Genomic DNA, 16139 nt, shown 5'->3' on the forward strand with positions numbered 1-16139 from the left:
GCTTGCACCATTGCGTTCATGTTCAACCGCTCACACCGAGCAAGAAAGACCGCAATGACACCCTTCTTCAAACGCAACCTGCGCCGCACCCTGTTGGGCCTCTTCGGCGCCACCCTGGTGATAGGCAGCCTCTCGGCTTGTGGCCACCGCGGCGACCATGCCTGGGGCGCCAACATCACGGCCGAGCAATTCGCCGAGAAGCGCGACAAGATGGTGGACCGGGTGGCCGGCAAGCTGGACCTGAATGCCGACCAGAAGAAACTGCTGGGCACCGTGGGTGACAAGCTGTTCGAGCAACGCAAGGCGCTGATGGGCCAGACCACCGACCCCCGTGCCGAACTCAAGTCACTGATCGCCGGCCCCAAGTTTGACGCTGCCAAAGCCCAGACGCTGATCAACGACAAGACCGCTGCCGTGCAGACCAAGAGCCCGGAAGTGGTGGCCGCCTTTGGCGCATTCTTTGACAGCCTGAACCCCGCGCAGCAACAGAAAGTGCGTGACTTCACCGAAGGCCGCCACGGCTGGTTCCACCGCGGTTGAGTTGCTTCACATCGCCGCGCCTTTGGCGCAGGCGGTGTGACAATGCCCTCCTATGCACCGCATTCTGCTGATCGACGACGACGCGCAACTAGGCCCGCCCCTGGCGGCCTACTTTGCGCGTTTCGACTTCAAGCTCGAATGCGCCCTGAAACCCAGCGCGGGGCTGGCGCTGCTCAAGCGCGAACGCTTTGACGCCGCCATCCTGGATGTGATGCTGCCCGAGATGGATGGCTTTGCCCTGTGCCGCGCCATCCGCAAAGACAGCGACATCCCCCTCATCATGCTGACCGCGCGCGGCGAAGTGATGGACCGTGTGGTGGGGCTGGAGCTGGGTGCCGACGACTACGTGCCCAAACCCTTCGAGCCGCGCGAGCTGGTGGCCCGTTTGCAAACCGTGCTGCGCCGCCGTGTGGTGTCACCCGCGTTGACCACAGCTACGGGTGATCAGACCCTGCGCTTCGACGGGCTCTCCATTGATGTGCCCACCCGCAGCGTGACCCGGCAGGGCGAACCGCTTGCACTCACCAGCACCGAATTTGATTTGCTCTGCCTGCTGGCGCGCGCGCCCGGCAAGATCTTCAGCCGCGACGACATCCTCAACCACCTGCGCGGCCACGAGGTGGACATGCTCACCCGTGCGGTGGACATTGTCATCAGCCGCCTGCGTAAAAAGCTGGAGCCGCTGGACTGCATCAAGACCCTGCGCAACGCGGGCTACACGCTGGCACTTAGCCGGTTGCTGCCATGACAAATGTTCAGGCCCAGCGTGGGGCTGCGCCACTGCAGCCGGTACACAAGGTGGCGCATGCGGACGGGGCCACGGGCTCGGCGCTGGACTGCCCCGCTGTTGCGCCCATTGCCACTCGCCGCACCAGGGTCTGTGCATGAGCTGGCTGCGCCACTCCCGCGATGCACTGGCGCATCCGCGCCGGGCGTTGGCGCAGTCGCGCCATGCGCTGGCCCATTCGCTGCGCGTGCGACTGGTAGCGCTGTTTGTGCTGCTGGCCCTGGCCATGGCGGCCACCTTTGCCGTGGGCATGCAGGCCGCGCTCAGCATCGGCTGGCGTGACGCGGCGCGCCCCTTGGTGATGGACTATGTGGACAAGCTGGCCGCCGAGATTGGCAGCCCGCCCAGCACGGAACGTGCGCAGGTCCTGGTAGACCGGCTGCCGCTGCGCATCCGCATCAGCGGGCCGGTGGTCAACTGGCGCAGCAGCCCGAATCAACCAGAGCGCGGCCAGCCATCGGGCGACAGCGGGCGCTGGAATCGGGACGGTGTTGGCGACGGCCCCGAAGAGCACTTGCTGGAGCGCCGCAGCGCCGACGGCCACCGCATCCAGTTCGGCCTGAGCGTGGCTGCGTGGCGCGACCGGCCGCGCTTCATCGGCTGGACCACGCTGGCGCTGTTGTTGTTGTTTACCGCATTGGCTTACAAGAGGGTGCGCCGCCTTTTGCGCCCGCTGGACGATATACGTGCCGGTGCCCTGCGCTTTGGCGCGGGTGACTTTGCGCAAGCCATTGCCGTGCCCCACCCCAAGCGCCTGGATGAGCTGGGGGAATTGGCGGCCACCATCAACACCATGGCCAGTGACATCCAGCAGATGCTGGACGCCAAGCGCAGCCTGCTGCTGGCCATAAGCCACGAGCTGCGCAGCCCGCTCACCCGTGCGCGCCTGAACACCGAACTATTGCCCGAGACCGCAGAACTGCAGGCCAGCCGCGATGCGCTCTTGAGAGACCTGGCGCTGATGCGTGACCTGGTGACCGACCTGCTGGAGAGCGAACGCCTGTCCAGCCGCCACGCCGCGCTGCACTGTGAGCCGGTAGACCTGAAGGCACTGGCCGAGGAGGTGGCGCTTGGCCTCGATCACCCGGTGCAGCTGGACCTTGCCGCCGATCTGCCCACGCTGCAGCTGGATGTGACCCGCATGCGCCTCTTGCTGCGCAATCTTCTGGACAACGCCCTGCGCCACAGCGGTGAGGCCTCGCTGGCGCCGCTGCTGCGCGTGCTGGCGCAGGAGGCGGGTGGTGTGGAAATCAGCGTGCGGGACTTTGGCGCCGGGGTGTCACCCGAGCAACTCAGCCAACTGGCCCAGCCCTTTTACCGCCCCGACTCCGCCCGCACCCGCGAGGGTGGTGGCGTGGGTCTGGGTCTGTACCTGTGCAAGCTGGTGGCAGAGGCGCATGGCGGCAGCCTGGCGATCGGGAATGCAAACCCCGGCCTGGTGGTTACGGTGCGTCTGCCAGCTGGATAACCAGTTTGCCGAAGTTCTTGCCCTGCAGCAATCCCATGAAGGCGCTAGGTGCGTTCTCCAGACCCTGCACGATGTCTTCGCGTGCCGCAATTCGGCCCTCTTTCACCCAGGTGCTCATGGCGGTGTGGAACTCGCCAAAGCGCGGCGCGTAGTCGTCGAAGATGATGAAGCCCTGCATCCGGATGCGCTTGCGCAGCAGCGTGCCCATCAGCGTGGCACGCCGGTCTGGCCCGCCCGGTGTGGTCGCATTTTTGGCCGTGTCGTTGTAGTGGGCAATCAGCCCGCACACCGGGACCCGCGCGCGGGTATTGAGCAGGGGTAACACGGCGTCAAACACCGCGCCGCCCACGTTTTCAAAATACACATCAATGCCCTTGGGGCAGGCCGCAGCCAGTTGCGCTGCGAAGTCGCTGCTGTGGTGGTCCACGCAGTGGTCAAAGCCCAGTTCGTCCACCACGTAGCGGCACTTTTCTGCGCCACCCGCAATACCCACCACGGTGCAGCCCTTGATCCTGGCAATCTGCCCCACCACCGAGCCCACCGCACCGCTGGCTGCGGCCACCACCACGGTTTCTCCCGCGACAGGTTTGCCGATGTCCAGCAGGCCCATGTAGGCGGTGAAGCCCGTCATGCCCAGGACGCCGAGGGCGTGCGAAGGGTGAGGGTCGGCCGCGTCCAACTTGGTCAGGCCCTGGCCGTCGGAGACGGCATAGTCCTGCCAGCCGGTGTAGCCCAGCACCAGGTCACCCATGGCAAAGCGGGGGTTGTGCGAGGCTTCCACCCGTGACACCGTGCCACCCACCATGACCTCCCCCAGGGCCACTGGCGCGGCGTACGACGGGCCGTCGCTCATGCGGCCGCGCATATACGGGTCCAGTGACAGGAACAGCGTGCGCAACAGCACCTGGCCAGCCTCGGGCTGTGGCACCGGGCCGCTCACCAGTTGGAAGTCCTCGCTGGTGGGCGCGCCGACCGGGCGGCTGCTGAGGAGGATGCGGCGGTTGAGCGTGGTGCTTTGTGGCATGGGGGTTCCTGTCATTCGATAGTCGGCAGGTCCAAGCCCTGCTGTGAGACCTGATTGTGCTGCCCTCGCTGGCCTGCGTCTGTTCGATGGACTACACAGTGGCAAGGTGTGGGCTGTGCAGCGGCATCTGCGTGCAGCCCTAAGATGGAGCCTATGCCCACCACCCTCATCCTCCTGCCCGGCCTGGTCTGCGACAGCGCCACCTGGGGTCCGCAAATCCAGGCCCTGTCGCCACGCCTGCGCTGCCACGTGGCGGACTATGGCCTGTGCGATTCCATCAACGCCATGGCCCAGCACGTGCTGCACACCGCGCCCTCACAGACCTTTGCCCTGGCCGGTCACTCCATGGGCGGGCGCGTGGCGCTGGAAGTGCTGCGCCTGGCTCCCCACCGCGTGCACCATCTGGCCCTGCTGGACACGGGCACCCACCCCCTGCCTGCGGGCGATGCCGGTGCCCGGGAGCGCGCCGGGCGCATGGCTTTGTTGCAGACCGCCGAGCGCAAAGGCATGCGCGCCATGGCCGCGCTGTGGGCCAAGCCCATGGTGCACCCCGCGCACCACGGCACGCCCGTGTTCGAGGCCGTGCTGGACATGCTGGCGCGCAGCAGCCCCGAGCAATACGCGGCCCAAATCAACGCCCTGCTGAACCGCCCGGATGCCGCACCCGTGCTGCCCACCATCCGCTGCCCGACCCTGGTGCTCACAGGCCGTGAAGACCTGTGGAGCCCGCCCGAGGCGCACGAACGCATGGCCGCCGCCATTGCGGGCGCGCAGCTGTGCATCGTCGAGCAATGCGGCCACATGTCCATGCTGGAGCAGCCGGAAGTGGTGAATGCGGCGTTTGAGAGTTGGCTGTTCAAATAGCAGGTGGGGACGGAACCGACCTCTGAATAAACTGTCCTGCGTGCCCGGGGGCGGCGCATTTCAGGTGCTTAGGCCCAAAGCGAGTACCTGTTGGGCCCATGCGAGCAGTGGTGCAACCAGTTCCTGTGTCCAGGCGCCTTTGCACAATGCCACCGCCTTTTGGGTTTCCGCTGCAGAGTCGCTTGAGTCATACAGCACAGCCGCATCCGCAAGCCGCACGGCCCGGGACAGGTTGGCCAGCGTGCGTGGATAGCGTTCAAGAATGCGATGGATGGGCACCGGGTGACCACCTTCATTGACACGCCGTGCAACGCGTTCCAACAGTTGGGCTGCGTCATCCAGCGCCACGACCAGCAGCATGACAAAGTAACCCTTTGCCTGGGCGTCTGCAATCAGCGCCAGCTTGGAGGGGTGAGAAAAAACGGTTTCGCTCACAAATGCATGGCCCATCTGCAAAAGCTGGGCACGTCGGGTATCCGCCCATAGGCGTGCTTGTTCGGAGCGGGCTACAGGGTCGGCAATGTGTTGCAGGTGCGCCGCTTCATACACATCCGCATTCACAAACTCTGCTGTGGCAGGAATAGTTCCCGCCAGTACATGCGCCTTGTAGAGGGTGGACTTGCCCGCACCGTTTGGCCCGGCCAACAGGAAAAATACCGGCTTGTCGGAGGCCACGGGTTTTAAAGGCCTGGATGGGCCCATGTCACGCGGCTTTTCGGGGTGCCTTGCTGCGGTTCTGAGTCACGACTTCCCGCACCCGCTGCGCCAGGCTGCCATCTGCTTCAACGGCCATGTACTGTGCCAGCAGCGCATCGGCTTGGGGTGTGGCGGCAACCTTATTTGCGAGTGCGTTGCGGGCCGTTGCCTCATAGTTGGCAATGGCGGTCTGGGCCTCTCTAGCCGTCAGTCCGCTGTGTTCGACGATTCGCCCCAGTGTCGCCCAATATTCGACCTGACCTGCAACCGAACGGCGCATGGGCTGGGCCGCTTCGCGTGCCTGTGCGACCAGCGCGGAAGGGAGTTTGACGGACGCAAAAGCAGCCTGAGCTTGGGACATGGAAAATCTCCTGATTGGCGCATTTTGCGCCAATCAGCGTTGCTTTTCAAGCAGCGCAGGGTTGCGGCCTGCAGCGGTCTGAACGGTAACAGGGTGCTGGCATCATTGGCTCTGGCAATTGCCGTACAGCGTACTCTCGCCTTGCCCCACTACCTGAACCTCAGCATGAAAACCTTCTTCAATCACCTCCACGCCCAGCACCAGGGTCAGTATGAAATGTTCCGCGGCGCCCTGGTGCCCTGCCACGAAGTGCCCGCGCGCGCCGACCATGTGCTGGCCGAACTGCAGCGCCGCAAGCTGGGTGAAGTCTGCGCACCGCAGGCCTTTGCTGCTGGCGCGCTCACCGCCATCCACAGCCCGCGCTACCTTGCCTTTCTGGAAAGCGCCTGGAGCGAATGGGTGGCGCTGGACCCCGCCAACGCCACGCGCGATGCGCTGCCTTCGGTGTGGCCCACGCGTAGTTTTCGCACCGATGTGCTGCCTGACAACTTTGCCGCGCGCATGGGCCTGTTTTCGTTTGACGCGGGCTCGCCCCTGACTGCGGGCACCTGGGTGGCGGCACGCACCGGGGCCGACTGTGCCCTGAGCGCGGCGCAGGCCGTGGCCGGTGGCGAGCGTGCTGCGTTTGCACTCAGCCGCCCACCGGGCCACCACGCCGGGGCCGACTTCTTTGGCGGCTATTGCTTTCTGAACAACGCCGCGCTGGCCGCACAGCATTTGCGTGACAAAGGCCTGGAGCGCGTGGCCGTGCTGGATGTGGACTACCACCACGGCAATGGCACACAGGCCATCTTTTACAGCCGCCCCGATGTCTTCTTTGCCAGCATCCACGGCGACCCGCGCACCGAATACCCCTTCTTCCTGGGCCATGCCGATGAGACCGGCGCTGGTGCAGGCGAGGGCGCCAACCTCAACCTGCCGCTGCCGCGCGGCACCGGATACGCCCATTGGTCCGACGCACTGGAGGTGGCCCTGGCCTCCATCAGCCGCTTCGGCGCCGAGGCATTGGTGGTCTCTTTGGGTGTGGACACGTTTGCGGGTGACCCGATTTCCGGCTTCACCTTGCAAAGCGATGACTACCTGCGCCTGGGTGAGCGCCTGCAACAGGCGGGCCTGCCCACGGTACTGGTGTTTGAGGGCGGTTATGCGGTGGAAGAAGTAGGCATCAACGCAGTGAACGTGCTGCAGGCCTTTGCCTGAGGCACACTCGGCCAGTTCAACTCTGCACACATCGGGAGCCCTGCATGACTCTGGCGTTCATTGTCACGGTGCTGATCGTCGGCGTCCTGTCCGCCGTGGTGTGGGGCAAGTACACAGCACTCAAGCGCGAGGCCTACATCCGCCACGCCCTGCTGCCTTCCGGCCTGTATGAGCAGCTGCGCAAGATCCACCCCACACTGTCCCACAAGGACTGCCAGTTGGTCGGCCTGGGCCTGCGCCAGTTCTTTCTCGCCTACCTCAAAAGCGGCAGGTAGTATGTGTCCATGCCCTCCCAAGTGGTGGATGACCTTTGGCATGCGTTCATTCTGAACACCCGCAGCTATGATGCGTTTTGCAAGCAGGCCTTTGGGCGGTTTTTGCACCACGTGCCCAGTGCAGCGCTCAAGAGCAACCGCCATAGCAACACCGGCCTGCGCCGTTGTTGGTGGTACACCTGCAAGGAAGAAAACATCAACCCCCGCAACGCCACCCGCTTGCCCCTGCTCTTCGCGCTGGACACCAAGCTGCAGATCGCGGGCGGCTTCCACTATGTTGCGGATTGCAGCACCGTGCGCAGACTCGCAGAGCGGGGCAGCGATGCCGCAACGGTGTATTGCGGTGGGGACTTTTCAGACAATTCCTTCGATGGCAGCACGGACGGCTTTGGTGACGCGTCGGGCCATGGTTCCGACGCCGGCCATTCGGGCAGCGATGCCGACGGTGGTGGCGGATCAGACGGCTGCGGTGGTGGGGGCTGCGGAGGCGACTAAAACAGATCGCTTTGCGCGGCGTTCACTTGCGGCGGCCGAAACTGCGACAGGTCCACCGCCTGGGGCAACTTCTGCAAACCATAGCGTTTGAGCGCAATCTGAAAACGCCTGGCCAGCAGCTCGGCAAACAGGCCCTGGCCTTTCATGCGGGTAGCGAAGTGGGGGTCGTAGTCCCGGCCGCCACGCATCTCCTGCACCCGGTGCATCACGTGCGCAGCACGCAATGGAAAGTGCTGCTCCAGCCATTGCACAAACAGGTCGCGCACCTCCAGCGGCAGGCGCAGCAGCACATAGCTCGCATAGCGGGCACCGGCCAGGGCTGCGGCCTGCAGAATTTTTTCCAGCTCGGTATCGTTGATGGCTGGAATCATGGGCGAGGCAAACACTGCCACCGGAATGCCAGCCTGCGCCAGCGTCTGCATGGCCTGCAGGCGGCTGGCGGGTGCGCTGGCGCGCGGGTCGAGCTTGCGTGCAAGCGCAGGGTCCAGCGTGGTCAGCGAGATGCACACATGCACCAGACCCTTGGCCGCCATGGGGCCCAGAATGTCCAGGTCGCGCGTGACCAGCGCATTCTTGGTGATGATGCCCACCGGCACCTGGCACTCGGCCAGCACCTCCAGCACCGCGCGCGTAAGGCCCAGCTTGCGCTCAATGGGCTGGTACGGGTCGGTGTTGGCGCCCAGCACGATCAGGGCCGGTGTGTAAGAAGGCTTGGCCAGCTCGGCACGCAACAAGGCAGCGGCATTGGTCTTGGCGAAAATCTGCGTCTCAAAGTCCAGCCCCGGCGACAGGCCCAGGTAGGAATGCGTGGGCCGGGCATAGCAATAAACGCAGCCATGCTCGCAGCCCTGGTAGGGGTTGATGCTTTGCTCAAAGCCGATGTCAGGCGACTGGTTGCGGCTGATGATGCTGCGCGCCAGGCGCTGCACCAATACCGTCTTGGGCCGGGCCGGTTCATCGCCGCCATCGGTATCGTCCCCCGGCCAATCCTGTTGTTCCGGCGCCAGTGCCTCGCGCGTGAACGCGTCAAAGCGTGAGCCAACATTAGAGCCGGTGCCGCGGCCTTTGTGGAAGTGGATGGTGTGCATACCCGTTCGGTGCCTGTCCAGCGCCTGATCTATTCCACCAACTGCAACGCGTCCAGCGGACTGATGGCGCCACCTGCTGCGACCAAATGGGTGGAAAAGGAATGCCGCAAGGTATGCACCGTTGCGTGCTTGGCAATGCTCGCCGAAGCGCAAGCCCAGCTTTCCCCGGTACGCGGGTACTTGGCTTCCAGTGCGTGGGGCAGGTAGACACCCTCGTGCCCATGTGCCCGGTCTGTTGCCCACAATGCCCTGGCCTGGGCCAGCTGCGCGCGCAGGGTCGGCTCCAGAGAGCGCGGCAGCATGACCACCCTGTCCTTGTCACCCTTGCCACTGCGCACGACGACTACATGGCGGTCAAAGTCCACATCTTTCACACGCAGAGACAGACCTTCGGACAAACGCATGCCAGTGCCATAGAGCAAGCGTGCCAATGTGCCTTCAGCGCTAGGGATCAAGGACAAAACCTGCTGCACCTCGGCAGTGGAAAACACCACCGGAATGCGTTTTCTCTCAGGAGGGCGGCCAATCTGGTTCATCCAGGGCAAATCAAGACCCAGCACTTCGCGGTAAAGAAACAGCAAGGCGTTGAGGGCTTGCCGGTGGGTGGCGGGCGACACCTGGCGCTCATTGGCCAGCATGGTCAAAAATGCCTCTACCTCCGCGCCACCCATGTCACGCGGGTGCCGCATGCCTCCTGTTTTGGCAGACCACAGTACGAAGAAACGTGCCCAGTAGAGGTACGCTTTTTCTGTCTTGAGGCTATAGTGCAAATACCGGATGCGCTCGCGCACCTGGTCCAGCAGCCGCGTTGAAGCCAGCGCAGGCCTGTCGACTTTGTCAGATCTGTTATACCTGTACATTCATACAGTCTATGAAGGTAAGTACATGATGTCAAAAGATTTTTTGGATTCTTTGCGAACGTGTTATCCGACTGCGCGCCGGAGGTATCCGGTGATTTGCGGGCTACATCAAAGTTGAGCATCAAATGCAGCGCGAGGCGAAGTTTGTTGGTTGGTTTGCATTGGCGCTGGGCTGCGCTGGCATCCTGTCTGGTGCAGGAATTCTTGCGGGATGGTCGTCGGAGTCTGCCGGGAGTGGCTGCAAGGCGATTTGTGGCTTAGCCTTGCTATATCGGGAACTGTTCGGCGATCTTGCAGGAAGATTCGTTGGCGGTTTTCTAACGTTTGCCGTTGGAGTGGCATTTTGTCTATTTGGCTACCGTGTTCTCAAATAGCGCGAGGCTTAACAGGCCGCTGCATCGGACTGCCTTCGGCTTCCGCTGAGCTTCATCGTTAGGCTGTTGTAGAAAGAGGCTTTCTGAATGACTTTATTCCGTGGCGGCTGTCTATGTGGTGCCGTGCGTTACGAAACGACCTCTGATCCTTTGAACCAGAGGGTATGTCACTGCAGGGCTTGTCAAAAAGTTATCGGCGCTGCTTTCAATGCTCGCGTGCTCATGCGCATCGAGCATGTTTCTATCTCTGGCCCAATCAGCACATTTCACTCTTCAGAAACTCTTGAGCGCGGTTTTTGTTCGCATTGCGGTTCAAGCATTTTCTCGCGGCGTGTTTCTGCTGGAGTCATCGGCTTAACAGCCGGTAGCCTCGACGAGCCGTCACTATTCAAACCTGACATGCATTTTTGGATATCTTCAAAGCAACCGTGGCTAATAATTGCAGATAACCTGCCTCAATACCCAGAAGGCCCGCCATCTTTGGGTTATACGCCATGAGTATTTACGGCAACTGGCCTAACCCATCAGTCGAGCGGGACGCGCGAAAAGCAGCGCGCGCCTCACCTTAACGGTAGGAGGCCAAATGTTTCCATCGAAAGAGAAACGCATGCAACGATGGGCTGTCACAAGAGCCCATGGTCAGCGCCGCTTCGTTCTGATCCACGGTGTTTGTCTCTGGGGGCTGATAACCGGCATCTCCTGGTCGCTCCTCATGTGGTTGCGCGGATCGATGCCCAATCCAGCAATTCAAGTCCCCGTTGCAATCGTGCTCTTTGCCCTGGGTGGCATTCCTTGGGGCTTGTTGGTTTGGCGTTACTCCGAGAAGGCATTCCGTTCCCATGAGCAACAGGCCTCCTAACCATTCGTTTCAGCTGATGCGCTACAGCGCACTGCGCGCGCGTGCGCTTGCGGCTGAACTCCGTCGGTTAAACGTTGCCCTTCCACCTAGCGAAAGGCTGATCGCCCATGAAAACAGGTACAGCGGCGGTTCCGGCGACCATAGATGAGTACATCGAGGCCTTCCCGCCAGAGGTCCAGAGTATTCTTCGGCGGGTGCGCCAGGTTGTCCGCGCCGCCGCGCCCGAGGCGCAAGAAGTCATCAGCTACAGAATGCCCGCGCTCAAGCAAGCCGGGGTGCTGGTGTACTTTGCTGCCTTCAAGAGTCACATCGGCTTGTATCCGCCCGTCAGTGGTGACCCTGAAATAGCGAAGGCCATTGCGCCGTACGCGGGAGAGAAAGGGAATCTCCGGTTTCCCTTCGCCCAACCGATTCCCTACGATCTCATCGCACGCATCACTGCGCTGCGCTTGAAGCAAAATCTGGCGAAAGAACAGACCAAACGTACAAGAACCAAGTCTTGAGTGCGCAGAGCAGAACGTTACCCAAACCACCCAACGAGGGGACGATTTCCTGCCTACGACCTTCAAGCGCTCCGCATGTTCATGCTTAACCGACCCCAATGACTCTCTGCCTAGATCACATTTTCATCTGCACAGCCGTTGGCGCCCCGGAAGCGCAGGCGCTGCTCGATGCAGGTTTTGTCGAGGGCAGCCGAAACGTCCATCCTGGCCAAGGCACGTCAAACCGTCGATTCTTCTTTGCGCACGGGTTCCTGGAGTTTCTGTGGGTGCACGACGAACACGAGGCGACATCTGCGCTGACCGGACCGACGCGTCTTTGGCAGCGTTGGTCCCAACGCGGCGAGACGGCCAATCCGTTCGGCATCTGCTTCGCATCGCAATCAGTGGTCGAATATCCTTTGCCCTTTGCGTCGTGGGCTTACGAGCCGGGATACCTGCCCCAGGGCAAGCGGATCCACTTTGCCCAAGGAGCGGCGTTGTCCGAGCCGGAGCTCGTTGCTCTTGGCTGGCCTCAGCCAGCCGTCGCTGCCGCCCCGCAACCCAGAGCGCATCGGTTGCCGCTGGGCGCCATGCGCTCAGTGTCGGTTGGCCTGGCGGATGGCGACACGCTCTCTGCGCCCCTGCGTGCGGCGAGAGACTGCGGCCTGGTGCGCGTTCACCATTCACCCAGGCCAGAACTGGTGGTTGAGTTCGAGTCGCCAAACGCCATTCACCTGCACTTTCCCTCGCTCGCACTCACTCTGCAAGGCAGACCCGGCGACGTTGTTCAGGGGTGATCTGCAGTCCCTCATGGACAAGGTGTGACATGAAACAACTGGCCGTGTTGGTCCAGGACGTCGCAGATGCCATACGGGGAAAACCCAGTTGCCAGCTTGCGGGCAGTGGCATTTCTATGCTCCGCACCATGGGCATTGAGTTGGAAGCCTGCAAAAAACCAGAGTGACCAAGAGCGTGGGATCAGGCTTTCTGCGCATCCCGCATAGCGCGCTCACACCTCTAAAGCACCCGCCCCCTGGCCCGCCACAAAGCCGCCAGGCCCACCGCAGCCACCAGCACCAGCACCGCAGGAAAGGCAATGCCGGGCGACCAGTCAATCAGCGCGCCGGACACGCCGGAGGCACTCAGGCCGCCCAGGGTGTAGGTCAGCACCAGCACGGCAGTGCTGTTGACCAGGGTGATGCCTTTTTCACGCGAGCCGATGTCGGTCATGGCCATCATGTACAGCGTGCCACCGGCGCCGCCCCACACAAACACAATCGGCCAGGCCAGGACGGGTTGTGCTGCCACCCATGGCAGGGCCAGCGTGGCCAGCAGCATGGCAAGCGCCGACCACACCATCAGCGTGTGGCGGCCGCGGATCTGGTCGCTGAAGCGGTCGGCCAGCATGCCGGCGGGCACCATCAGCACCACGCCGCCCAGCCCGCTGATGGACACCAGCACGGCGGCGGCCGAAGCACTCAGGCCGAGCGCCAGGCCATAGAGCGGCAGGATGGATGTGACGCCGGTCTCAAAGAAGCCGCCCACAAAACCCGCCAGCATGATGATGGGGTGGGCCACCACCGCAGACACCAGGCCGTGCAGGCCGACACGCGCGCTACCCGCATCCGTGGCCTCGGGCACCGGGGGGATCAGCAGGGTCCACAGCAGGCCCAGCACGTTGAAGCCAATCACCACCCACAGCGTTACCGGGTTGGCTGCGCCCAGCCAGACCAGCGCGGCCGGGCCGATGATGAAGGTGGCGCTGACCATGGTCTGGAAGATGCCCACAAAACGGCCGCGCTGCGCGGGCGGGCAGAACTCGGCAATCAGCGCCTCGGCCAGCACCCAGCGCAGGGACATGGCAATGCCCGAGGCCAGGTTGAGCGCAAACCACAGGGCCAGCTCAGATGTGAGGGCATACAGCACAGCGCACAGCAACAGCACCACCGATGACAGCCACATGCACGGCCTGCGTCCCAGCCGGTGGGCCACGCTGGAGGCAAACGGCGTCATCAAAAAAATGCCCAGCCAGCCGGTGGCCACAAACAGACCGGCCAGGGTGCTGCTGACATCGGCGCCCTTGAGGCGCAGGAGCAGTAGTGGCGACAGAATGAAGTAGCCCACCAGACCGAAGAAGGTGGAGCCAAAAATGGCCGCCAGACCCAGGCGCGCACCGGTGGGGGCGGCAGCTGCCGACGTTGTGCTCATGCCCGCGCCGCCAGCAGGGCTGCGGCCATCTCGGCAAAGCCGGCGCCGCGCTCCGAGGGCGCGATGTAGCGCGGCAGGTGCGACAGCCCCGCCGCTACGCGCGCGATGTTGGCCACGCCCACGCTGTGGGTGAATTGCTCGAACATCGCCACGTCGTTACCGGAGTCGCCCACAAAGACCCAGCGCTCCAGCTCGGCATCCAGCCTGCGGCCCAGCAGTTGCAGGGCAATCCAGCAGGCGCCCCGCCATTTGTTGAAGAGGCCGAAGCAGCCGTGAATGTGGATGCTGCTGACCGTGGTGTGCATGCCCTCGGCCTGCAGGATGGCCACGATTTGTGCAATCTGCACAGCGCTCAGGTCTGCAAACTCGGCCGCGTCAAAGGCCAGGTCGGTTTCGCGGCCATCGCTGTCGCGGGTGATCTGGGCGCCGGGTACCTCGCGCAGCACGCGCTCGCCCACCGCACGCATGCGGGCGCGGTTGCGGGCACGCACAGGCGCTTCCTGCTGGTACATCTTGTGGCGGTTGGTGTGCGGGCCCACCCAGGCCACGGCGCCGTTTTCGGCCACCACGGCATCCACGGGCAGGGGTTGCAAACCGCTGGCGGCATCGCCCTTGGCCAGCCGCTCGCACCAGCCAATCGGGCGCCCGGTGATGGCAATCACCTGCAACCCGGCCGCCTTCAAATCCGCCAGGGCCTGCAGGGCGTCGGGCGTGATGGCTCCATGGGTGGTGAGCGTGTCATCGATGTCGGTGAACACGCCTGTCACGCCCTGGCGCGCAGCCAGCGGCCAGTCGCCTAGGGGCAGCATGGCGCGCGCAGCCTGCACCCCCATCAGCCCGCCGACTGCAGCGCCAGACCGGCGTGCTCGCGCAGCGGATGGAAGTGAATTTTGGGAAAGCGCTCCTGCGCCAGGCGCACGTCATAGGGGCTGGTGCACAGGTACGCCAGGGTGTCGGCCGCGTCCTTGGCCATGCGCTGCGGGTAGGCGTTGATGAACTCCTGCAGCTCTTTGGGCGTGTCGGCGGTGATCCAGCGCGCACCCGTGTACTGGCTGCCTTCCAGGCGGATGTCGGCGTCGTACTCGCCCTTGAGGCGGTGCTGCACCACTTCAAACTGCAGCTGGCCCACGGCGCCCAGCAGCATGTTGCCGCCCATCTCGGGTTTGAAGACCTGGATGGCGCCTTCCTCACCCAGCTGGGCCAGGCCCTGCTGCAGCTGCTTGGTGCGCAGCGGGTTTTTCAGGATCACGGTCATGAACATCTCGGGCGCGAAGAAGGGCAGGCCGGTGTACATCAGGTTGACCGAGCCGTCGGTGATGGTGTCGCCCAGCTGCACGCCGCCGTGGGTGGTAAAGCCCACGATGTCGCCAGCATAAGCCTCTTCCACGGCTTCGCGGCGCTGGCTCATGAAGGTCACAACAGAAGTGGGGCGCAGCTCCTTGGCCGTGCGCATGACTTTTAGCTTCATGCCCGGCGTGTACTTGCCCGAGGCCATGCGCACAAAGGCAATGCGGTCGCGGTGGTTGGCATCCATATTGGCCTGCACCTTGAACACCACGCCACTGAAGGCGTCGTCCTCGGGCTGCACCTCGCGCACCACGGGCTGGCGGTTGACCACCGTGGTGCTGGTGCGGCTCTGCGGCGCCGGGGCCAGGTCCACCAGGGCGTCCAGCACTTCCATCACACCAAAGTTGTTCACACCGGAGCCAAAGAACACCGGCGTCTGCTTGCCCGCCAAGAAGGCCGCATGGTCCCAGGCGGGGGAGGCGCCCACAGCCAGCTCCATGCTGTCAATGGCCGTGGTCCATTCGTTACCAAAGCGCTGGGCCAGGGAGGCTGCGTCGTTCAGCGGCACGGTATCGAAATCTTGCGGGCGGCGTTCGCTGCCGCTCTCGAAAACTGTCATGGCCTTGGTGCGCAGGTTGATGATGCCGCCAAAGCCCTTTCCTTGGCCCACCGGCCAGGTCATGGGCACGCAGGGCATGCCCAGCTCGCGCTCGATCTCGTCCAGGATGTCCAGAGGCTCGCGCACCTCGCGGTCCATCTTGTTGACGAAGGTGATGATGGGCGTGTCGCGCTGGCGGCAGACCTCGATCAGGCGGCGCGTCTGTGCCTCCACACCGTTGGCCGCGTCAATCACCATCAGGGCCGAGTCCACGGCAGTCAGCACGCGGTAGGTGTCTTCGCTGAAGTCCTTGTGGCCGGGCGTGTCCAGCAGGTTGATGACGTGGTCGCGGTAGACCATCTGCATCACGCTGGAGGCCACCGAGATGCCACGCTGCTTTTCGATCTCCATCCAGTCGGAGGTGGCATGGCGCGTAGCCTTGCGCGCCTTGACCGAACCGGCGATCTGGATCGCGCCGGAGAACAGCAAGAGCTTTTCGGTCAGCGTGGTCTTGCCCGCGTCCGGGTGGGAAATGATGGCAAAGGTGCGGCGACGGCGGGTTTCGTTGGCGAATGACAAAGGGGATCCAGATCAAAGGGAGCAATAGGACGAATTTTACCGGTTGCCCAACTTGAGGCGGCCTTGCGCTGGGCCGGGGTTGGAATGGCGCTAT

Annotated in this window: 20 protein-coding genes; 12 read left to right on the plus strand and 8 right to left on the minus strand. The window is 63.5% G+C overall.

Annotation, left to right across the window (positions count from 1 at the left end; translation table 11 throughout):
* Positions 1–54: 54 nt before the first annotated feature.
* From DIC66_RS14415 to DIC66_RS14425, 3 genes are all read left to right on the plus strand, one after another.
* Positions 55–540 carry a Spy/CpxP family protein refolding chaperone gene (locus DIC66_RS14415; RefSeq protein WP_117178402.1) on the plus strand — a complete coding sequence of 162 codons (486 nt, stop codon included), beginning with the start codon at positions 55–57 and terminating at the stop codon, positions 538–540.
* A 52-nt stretch (positions 541–592) separates the two neighbouring features.
* Positions 593–1288: a response regulator transcription factor gene (locus tag DIC66_RS14420; RefSeq protein ID WP_117178404.1), complete on the plus strand. Its 696-nt coding sequence runs from the start codon at positions 593–595 to the stop codon at positions 1286–1288.
* A gap of 136 nt (positions 1289–1424) precedes the next feature.
* Positions 1425–2795 (plus strand): HAMP domain-containing sensor histidine kinase, encoded by a 1371-nt coding sequence (locus DIC66_RS14425; protein ID WP_117178406.1) that lies wholly within the window; start codon positions 1425–1427, stop codon positions 2793–2795.
* Here DIC66_RS14425 and DIC66_RS14430 read toward each other — a convergent pair.
* A complete protein-coding gene (locus tag DIC66_RS14430; RefSeq protein WP_117178408.1) occupies positions 2770–3819 on the minus strand; it encodes an NADP-dependent oxidoreductase in 1050 nt (349 codons plus the stop codon). The two genes, DIC66_RS14425 and DIC66_RS14430, sit on opposite strands and share 26 nt — an antisense overlap.
* 153 nt (positions 3820–3972) lie before the next feature.
* Between DIC66_RS14430 and DIC66_RS14435 the strand changes: the two genes are divergently transcribed.
* On the plus strand, positions 3973–4683 hold the full coding sequence (locus tag DIC66_RS14435; protein ID WP_117178410.1) for an alpha/beta fold hydrolase: 711 nt from the start codon (positions 3973–3975) through the stop codon (positions 4681–4683).
* 60 nt (positions 4684–4743) lie between these two features.
* Here DIC66_RS14435 and DIC66_RS14440 read toward each other — a convergent pair whose 3' ends face one another.
* Positions 4744–5358, minus strand: coding sequence for an ATPase (locus DIC66_RS14440; protein WP_233505931.1), 615 nt, complete (start codon positions 5356–5358; stop codon positions 4744–4746).
* A 28-nt stretch (positions 5359–5386) separates the two neighbouring features.
* Complete coding sequence (locus DIC66_RS14445; protein ID WP_117178413.1) at positions 5387–5740, minus strand: TA system antitoxin ParD family protein; 354 nt, start codon at positions 5738–5740, stop codon at positions 5387–5389.
* A gap of 165 nt (positions 5741–5905) precedes the next feature.
* On the opposite strand from DIC66_RS14445, the gene DIC66_RS14450 reads away from it, so the two are divergent.
* Genes DIC66_RS14450 through DIC66_RS14455 form a run of 3 tightly spaced genes read left to right on the plus strand, consistent with a single transcriptional unit; the run spans position 5906 to position 7710 of the window.
* Entirely contained in the window at positions 5906–6940 is a 1035-nt protein-coding gene (locus DIC66_RS14450; protein WP_117178550.1) for a histone deacetylase family protein, read from the plus strand.
* 44 nt (positions 6941–6984) lie between these two features.
* Positions 6985–7215 (plus strand): hypothetical protein, encoded by a 231-nt coding sequence (locus tag DIC66_RS23275; protein WP_199534753.1) that lies wholly within the window; start codon positions 6985–6987, stop codon positions 7213–7215.
* A 9-nt stretch (positions 7216–7224) separates the two neighbouring features.
* Positions 7225–7710, plus strand: coding sequence for a glycine-rich domain-containing protein (locus DIC66_RS14455; protein ID WP_199534754.1), 486 nt, complete (start codon positions 7225–7227; stop codon positions 7708–7710).
* Here DIC66_RS14455 and DIC66_RS14460 read toward each other — a convergent pair.
* Together DIC66_RS14460 and DIC66_RS14465 are read right to left on the minus strand one after the other, a co-directional pair.
* A complete protein-coding gene (locus DIC66_RS14460) occupies positions 7707–8798 on the minus strand; it encodes a PA0069 family radical SAM protein (protein ID WP_117178415.1) in 1092 nt (363 codons plus the stop codon). The genes DIC66_RS14455 and DIC66_RS14460 overlap by 4 nt on opposite strands.
* A gap of 29 nt (positions 8799–8827) precedes the next feature.
* The gene (locus DIC66_RS14465; protein ID WP_117178417.1) at positions 8828–9658 is read right to left on the minus strand and encodes a phage integrase N-terminal SAM-like domain-containing protein; all 831 of its coding nucleotides are present in this window, start codon (positions 9656–9658) and stop codon (positions 8828–8830) included.
* Between the two features lie 461 nt (positions 9659–10119).
* Here DIC66_RS14465 and DIC66_RS23760 point away from each other — a divergent pair, with 461 nt between their 5' ends.
* The 5 genes from DIC66_RS23760 to DIC66_RS23125 all read left to right on the plus strand — a co-directional run bounded on the left by DIC66_RS23760 (position 10120) and on the right by DIC66_RS23125 (position 12337).
* Positions 10120–10530: a GFA family protein gene (locus DIC66_RS23760; RefSeq protein ID WP_117178419.1), complete on the plus strand. Its 411-nt coding sequence runs from the start codon at positions 10120–10122 to the stop codon at positions 10528–10530.
* A gap of 85 nt (positions 10531–10615) precedes the next feature.
* Positions 10616–10891, plus strand: a complete 276-nt coding sequence (locus DIC66_RS14475; RefSeq protein ID WP_147321325.1) for a hypothetical protein — start codon at positions 10616–10618, stop codon at positions 10889–10891.
* Positions 10892–10998: 107 nt separating this feature from the next.
* Positions 10999–11394: an iron chaperone gene (locus tag DIC66_RS14480; RefSeq protein WP_117178423.1), complete on the plus strand. Its 396-nt coding sequence runs from the start codon at positions 10999–11001 to the stop codon at positions 11392–11394.
* A 98-nt stretch (positions 11395–11492) separates the two neighbouring features.
* Positions 11493–12170 (plus strand): VOC family protein, encoded by a 678-nt coding sequence (locus DIC66_RS14485; RefSeq protein WP_117178425.1) that lies wholly within the window; start codon positions 11493–11495, stop codon positions 12168–12170.
* Between the two features lie 29 nt (positions 12171–12199).
* A complete protein-coding gene (locus DIC66_RS23125; protein ID WP_158558915.1) occupies positions 12200–12337 on the plus strand; it encodes a hypothetical protein in 138 nt (45 codons plus the stop codon).
* 53 nt (positions 12338–12390) lie between these two features.
* On the opposite strand, the gene DIC66_RS14490 is transcribed toward DIC66_RS23125, so the two are convergent.
* Genes DIC66_RS14490 through DIC66_RS14500 form a run of 3 tightly spaced genes read right to left on the minus strand, consistent with a single transcriptional unit; the run spans position 12391 to position 16045 of the window.
* Entirely contained in the window at positions 12391–13581 is a 1191-nt protein-coding gene (locus DIC66_RS14490) for an MFS transporter (RefSeq protein ID WP_117178427.1), read from the minus strand.
* The gene (locus tag DIC66_RS14495) at positions 13578–14390 is read right to left on the minus strand and encodes an HAD family hydrolase (RefSeq protein WP_117178552.1); all 813 of its coding nucleotides are present in this window, start codon (positions 14388–14390) and stop codon (positions 13578–13580) included. The genes DIC66_RS14490 and DIC66_RS14495 overlap by 4 nt, the downstream gene beginning before the upstream one ends.
* A gap of 23 nt (positions 14391–14413) precedes the next feature.
* Positions 14414–16045 (minus strand): peptide chain release factor 3, encoded by a 1632-nt coding sequence (locus DIC66_RS14500; protein ID WP_117178429.1) that lies wholly within the window; start codon positions 16043–16045, stop codon positions 14414–14416.
* Between the last annotated feature and the right edge of the window lie 94 nt (positions 16046–16139).

Origin of the sequence: Rhodoferax lacus (genome assembly GCF_003415675.1) — a bacterium.
Lineage (GTDB): Bacteria > Pseudomonadota > Gammaproteobacteria > Burkholderiales > Burkholderiaceae_C > Allorhodoferax > Allorhodoferax lacus.